The organism is Leptospira ognonensis, from assembly GCF_004770745.1.
In the GTDB taxonomy this organism is placed as follows: Bacteria; Spirochaetota; Leptospiria; order Leptospirales; family Leptospiraceae; genus Leptospira_A; species Leptospira_A ognonensis.
Genome location: NZ_RQGD01000053.1, coordinates 1 through 5404, shown reverse-complemented (window position 1 = coordinate 5404; position 5404 = coordinate 1). Strand labels below are relative to the sequence as shown.

At 34.5% G+C, this 5404-nt stretch carries 4 protein-coding genes; all 4 read left to right on the top strand.

The window, feature by feature from the left end; all coding sequences use genetic code 11:
* The coding region (locus EHQ58_RS18505; RefSeq protein ID WP_167883695.1) for a DUF4209 domain-containing protein at nucleotides 1-1172 on the top strand (1172 nt) is incomplete at its 5' end.
* A gap of 228 nt (nucleotides 1173-1400) precedes the next feature.
* Complete coding sequence (locus tag EHQ58_RS18500; RefSeq protein WP_135625559.1) at nucleotides 1401-1697, top strand: hypothetical protein; 297 nt, start codon at nucleotides 1401-1403, stop codon at nucleotides 1695-1697.
* 1184 nt (nucleotides 1698-2881) lie between these two features.
* Nucleotides 2882-4042, top strand: a complete 1161-nt coding sequence (locus EHQ58_RS18495; protein WP_135625558.1) for an IS91 family transposase — start codon at nucleotides 2882-2884, stop codon at nucleotides 4040-4042.
* Nucleotides 4043-4046: 4 nt separating this feature from the next.
* Nucleotides 4047-5027 carry a hypothetical protein gene (locus EHQ58_RS18490; protein WP_135625557.1) on the top strand — a complete coding sequence of 327 codons (981 nt, stop codon included), beginning with the start codon at nucleotides 4047-4049 and terminating at the stop codon, nucleotides 5025-5027.
* The last annotated feature ends 377 nt before the right edge of the window (nucleotides 5028-5404 follow it).

Genomic DNA, 5404 nt, shown 5'->3' with positions numbered 1-5404 from the left:
ATATAAAATATTCATCTGAAGTTGATGAAGAATCAATTATCATAATCAAAAAGACAATTTTAAATAAATACAATAAAAAACAATATGAAATTGCTAGAAAAATAACCTTGGAATTAGCAAGAGCATTTGAAATAAGAAAAGATGAAAGAAGAAAACGATCTAGCCAAATTATAGTACTTAAGCTATTCCAAAAAGAAGCTGCGGCAGCTAAGCTAAATCCTATGATCTCCGCCTCACTTATTCAATCTGCCTTAGAATATACAGCACAAATTAAAAATATTATAAGTATTAAGAAGATATTTGCAAAATCTATTATTCAATACCAATCAGCTACTACTACTAGCTTTGGACATATCTCAACAGAAATAGATAGAAGAGAAATATTTGAAAGTATTGATGAAATACTTGAATCTGCGACAGATCAAAACATATTTTTTAAATTTATAAAAATATTTTATTATGAAAAAAAAGAAAATTTAATCCAGAAAATAAAAGCCGGAAGACGTGAATTTGTGTTTCAAAGTCTTTTTTCAACTACTAAATATGATCACAGAAATCGGGTGTCTTCAAAATTTCCACCATTACCTCTCGATAGAGATCCAACGGATGAAGAAATTTGGCCTTACTTAATTGAAAAAATTACTTTCATGCAAACCTTTTCAGGACAGCATCAAATCCCTTACGCACTCTATAAAATTTCTCTTAATTTCCGAATTAACTACACTTACTTAGAAAGCTTAATTAGTAAAGCTTGGATTGTTCCTACAAACTTAACAAAAACATGCGCAAAAGCAATACATTTTGGATTTAATGGCGATTTTACTAGCTTTCTATATATTTCCACACCATTATATGAAGCATTATTAAGAAATATATTGATCATAAAAAATAAAAATGAATTAAAACAAAATCCTAACGATGGTAGCCAAGAAGAACCTTCATTAAAATACCTTTTAGAAAATATACATATAAGACAAATTCTTGGAGAAGATCTACAAATCCACTTAAGAGCATTACTGATCGACGAATATGGAATAAAGTTAAGACACAATTTAAGTCATGGATTATTTGATGATAATGCTGATTTCTATACGATAACCTTTTATTCATTTCTTGTTTTTAATTTTCTGATATTTTCAACGATTCAACAAGAAGAAGGAAACGGCGTATAACTTCGGCTGACACGCTACGCTCGGGACCCCAGCCCTCGCTCGGCCTAAAGGCACATTGTCCTCCGTCACGCTTCTTGCTCTGCAAGAAGGCGCGCCGACGCTAACGTCTCTGCGAGACTCAGCTACGGACAACGTCGTGTAGCCTAGTTCGTTATGCGAAATTCTGGCAAAATTAAACGATTGCTTTTCAATTTTCATATAACATAATTAAAATAGGAAGAATTCAAAATGTATGCTATATATATTATAATATCAATAGGGCTGATAATAAGTTGCTATGCTGACACAGATAGGCAAAACTGTAGAGAAAATCTTTCACTAATAAATGACCAGAAAAACATGACCTTAATTCTTTTAATTTCAGAACCAAATTCAAAAACAAAGCAACCTTTAACTCAGGAAGAAAAAGAATCTATAGCCACGTATTATGCTTATTTAGATGATAAGGCAAATAAAAAAAAAAGACAATGTGATGGAGATCTAATATTAAAAATTTTCTCGCCTGATGCAAAAGATTTTAGATAATTAATAAATATTATATTTTTGAAAATTTTAAATTAGATAGTGTATTATAATTATCCTTACACGAAAATTAATCTCAATTTGAAAATTAGTGAATTTTTACTTCAGATCTCAACTATTGAAATAATCTATATTATTTAAATTAAGTTAAAAGTAAAATTAAAAAGTATGTTTTATAAATTCGAAAAAGATACAATTAACCTAAATTGAAAGTTTAATTAGATGAATTGCCAGAACTCCGCATAACTGCGGCTGACACGCTCCGCTCGGGACTTTCGCCCTCGGTCGGCCTAAAGGCACATTGTCCTCCGTCACGCTTCTTGCTTTGCAAGAAGTCGCGCCGACGCTAACGCCTCTGCGAGGCTCAGCAACGGACAACGTCGTGTAGCCTAGTTCGTTATACGAAATCGCTTAAAGAGATTTCAATAAACTTTTGAACGCAATAAAATAGCACGGATATTTATCGATAAGTCAGTAAGAATAAAGAAATTAAGACCTACGTTACACTTGTGCTTTTTTGTTTATCAGGCATATTTGCCGCAGGCCTTTATTGAAGTATTCTTGTTCTGCGATTTTATCTCGGTGTTTCTTGGTCGCTTTTATTGGTCTGTCTCGCGCATCCTTCGAATCACGGTCGGGCTTTCTGTTTGCGACGGCTCTTTTAAGATTCCCTACGGAAGCGTGATTAGATACTATTTGGATCGCAGCACGCGCTAAAAGAAAATAGGAAGATGATTCAGTGATTGTGCTTTGCGATAATTGTTGCTCCCTCTTTTTACGGAAGCAAGTGAAACAAAAAGACAAAAAAGACTAGATAGTGATTAAATGTACTTATACTATTTTTTGCTTCAACTTTGAATGATTCTTTTTAAAAATTGCGGCAAATTGCCTTAATTCTGTATGAAAAAAGCGTTCATAAGAAAGAGAAAAGTAAAAAGCGACTTCGTATAACTGCGGCTGCACGCTACGCTTCGGGGCTTACGCCCTCGCTCGGCCTACGGCACATTGTCCTCCGTCACGCTTCTTGCTCAGCAAGGAGGCGCGCCGACGCTAACGCCTCTACGAGGCTCAGCTACGGACAACGTCGTGTAGCCTAGTTCGTTATACGCAACGACCCTATTGTATGCCTCAGGACATGGGTAACACTTTTTTCTGAGAGATATAAATATTCTGGACCTACACAGAATATGGGAAATGACATAGAAGATATACAAGACGTTTTCATTCACAACCTTGATTCGATCAAAACAAAGAGACTCCCGAAACATGTAATCAAAACGGCATTGGATATTTCTCACTGCAGAACTAATGCGATGCATGGACATTTGTATCAATGTCCTACAAAACACTTCTCCATATTCCTCAGAAATTCTTGCAACAACAGACTCTGCCCTAAGTGCCAAGATAGGAACAAAATAGAATGGAATCAAAAGTGTAAAAACTTGGTTCTTAACTGTTCTCATTATCATCTCGTTTTCAAGCTACCTACTTTCCGTTATGAACATGTTACTACACACTATAAAGAGTTTATCAATATCCTTTTCGCTTCCGCGAAGAAGACAATTGACAAGATCATTGATTTCTCTTTTGATGAAGACATCACTACTGGGTCTATCATAGTCTTACATACGCATGGAAATCTTCTTCAACTCCACCCACATTTGCATGTTGTGATCTCTGACGGAGGTTTGAATCAATCAAATACCAAATGGATCAACTCAAATAGAAATCTATTTAACTGGTCCGATTTCAATTCTATCTATAACACATATCTCAAGAAAGAACTTTCTAACTTCTATTCCAAAAACAATGACTTAAGTTCGGATTTCTACAACTCCATTCAAAGTATTCATAAATCAATTTGTTTCTTTTCTGAGAAATATGAAAGTCCTTATCATTGGGTTGATTATCTTACTAAAACAATAAAAGGTTCAAGTATACAGAATAGAAACATCTCTTTTACTGATGGTGCTCTCTCGATTAATGTTTATGATCAATCCACTAAGTTCTCGCAAGATGAATTCATTCGACGGTTTCTACTACATGTTTTGCCGACTGGTACTAAATCAATTCGATACTATGGACTTTATTCTGTTAAATCAAAAGATCGTCTCAGCATCGCAAAATCAATACAGGAAAAAGAGCATATCCTAAATATCCAGGATGACATACATCCGGATCTCATTGATGAGAATTCGGAATTCCTACCATACAAGTTTTGTCCTGTTTGTAAGAAAAGAATGATTCTCGTTGAAAAAACTCTTCCTTATCAAACGCCTATCTACATTTTGAATAGGTTTGGAAAAGATCCTCCTGGCCTCGATTTTTTTCACAAAATCGCTGCTTGATTTCTTGGCACAGAATTGGGGGATTAAACTCCATTACTCTGGTTTCGCTCAGATAAAGGGGACGCAGCGTATAACTACGGCTACCCGCTACGCTTCGGGACTAGCCCTCGCTTGGCCTGCGGCAAATTGGCTTCTGGCACTCCCCTTGCTTACGCAAGTGTCATGCCAGCACGCTCGTCGCTCTCCCGCGACTCGGTCGCCAACTTCGGGTAGCCTAGTTCGTTATGCGCAAGCCTCATTAATGATAAATAAGATTAAAATCAACAATCAACTATGGCTTTATTTCAGTCACAATAAGTGGGTATTAGGTAATAAAAGTTTTTCGTCAGATATACACTTCACTTTACATTTTGGAGGAAGCTCAGGCAAATTAGATCTACATTTTAAAAACGAAAAAACAAACAAATATTTCACTGTATTGACAATATTAAAAGATGAAATTGATGACATTATCAAAATCATAATTCGAAACATGATTCCTGTCTTTAGAGAAAAATTAAAAATATTAAATCTCAGAGATTTTAAAAGAAAATATCATATAATAGATTACAAAATTCTTGAGAAAAAAATCCAGAATCATCATATAGAAGATTTCTTAAACTATTTAAATATAAAGGAGAAAAAGAAAATATTAGATATTTCGACATCAATAGAAAATTTTAAAATGCCTTATAATTACAAAAGATTGATAAAAAGCCATATAATACAAAATCGAAGAAGATTAAATATTTATGAATTAAGTGGCGGAAGTGCAATTAATAAATCAGGCGGAAATTTTTCATACATAGTCTTAGAAAAAAATATTTGTTTATTCGATTCCAATATCGTTGAAAATTTTGACAAAGTTATGATACAAGCAATCGGAACAGATTTGTTCAATCAGGTGATTGATAGATTTCAACTAGGAATCGAATACTTAAACTCAAATAAGAAACTTGAAAATAATGATGCCCCAATAGATATAAGAATAATTAGAAACGTTTAAAATGAGGCCAGCGCATAACTACGACTTACCGCTGCGCTTCGGGACTGGCGCCCTTGCTAGGGCTTCGCCACATTCCTCTCCGTCACGCTTTCTTGCTTACGCAAAAAGCGCGCCGACGCTAACGCCTGCACAGCAGGCTCAGCTACGAGGAACGTCGGTAAGTCTAATTCGTTATACGTAATTTTTGAATTACTATTGAGAATAAAATATTTGATTATGGGATTTTCAATCTATATGAATAAATTTCCGCAAAATATTATAGATTTAGGTGTTACTATATCAAGTGGTGAATTTGCTTGGAAAAAAGATGACATTGAAATTGTTTTGAATGAATTAAAGAAATATGATATTTCTATAATTGGTGGAGAAGTTTGGGC

Excerpts from the sequence above, each read along its gene's own strand:
- EHQ58_RS18495 (WP_135625558.1), top strand. The coding sequence starts at position 2,882 with ATGGGAAATGACATAGAAGATATACAAGACGTTTTCATTCACAACCTT.
- EHQ58_RS18500 (WP_135625559.1), top strand. The coding sequence starts at position 1,401 with ATGTATGCTATATATATTATAATATCAATAGGGCTGATAATAAGTTGC.